Source organism: Streptomyces populi (assembly GCF_002911015.1).
Lineage (GTDB): Bacteria > Actinomycetota > Actinomycetes > Streptomycetales > Streptomycetaceae > Streptomyces > Streptomyces populi.
In genome coordinates this window covers 1-728 of record NZ_KZ627105.1, presented here as the reverse complement: position 1 = coordinate 728, position 728 = coordinate 1, and the positions used below count along the sequence as shown (strand labels likewise).

Genomic DNA, 728 nt, shown 5'->3' with positions numbered 1-728 from the left:
CCCGGGCACGTCCAGCAGCGTGATGATCGGGATGTTGAAGGCGTCGCACATCTGGACGAAGCGCGCGGCCTTCTCCGAGGCCTCGATGTCGAGGACGCCGGCCAGGCTCTGCGGCTGGTTGGCGACGATGCCGACGACCTGGCCGTCGAGGCGGGCCAGCGCGCAGATGATGTTGCGGGCCCAGCGCTCGTGGACCTCCAGGTAGTCGCCGTCGTCGACCAGTTCGCCGACCACGTCGGCCATGTCGTAGGGGCGGCTGCCGTCCACGGGCACCAGGTCCAGCAGCACCTCGCTGCGGCGGCCGGCCGGATCGTCGCAGCGTACGCGCGGCGCGCTCTCGCGGTTGTTCTGCGGCAGCATCGACAGGAGGTAGCGGACCTCGGCGATGCAGGTCTCCTCGTCGTCGTAGGCGAAGTGGCACACGCCCGAGGTCTCGGCGTGCACGTCGGCGCCGCCCAGGCCGTTCTGGGTGATCTCCTCGCCGGTGACCGCCTTGACGACGTCGGGGCCGGTGATGAACATCTGCGAGGTCTCGCGGACCATGAACACGAAGTCGGTCAGCGCCGGGGAGTAGGCGGCGCCGCCGGCGCAGGGGCCGAGCATCACCGAGATCTGCGGGATGACGCCGGAGGCCCTGGTGTTGCGCTGGAAGATGCCGCCGTAGCCGGCGAGCGCGCTCACGCCCTCCTGGATCCGGGCGCCCGCGCCGTCGTTGAGGGAGACCAGCG

Annotated in this window: 1 protein-coding gene; it reads right to left on the bottom strand. The window is 70.9% G+C overall.

The window, feature by feature from the left end; all coding sequences use genetic code 11:
- The coding region (locus tag CW362_RS42910; RefSeq protein WP_276313774.1) for an acyl-CoA carboxylase subunit beta at positions 1-728 on the bottom strand (728 nt) is incomplete at both ends.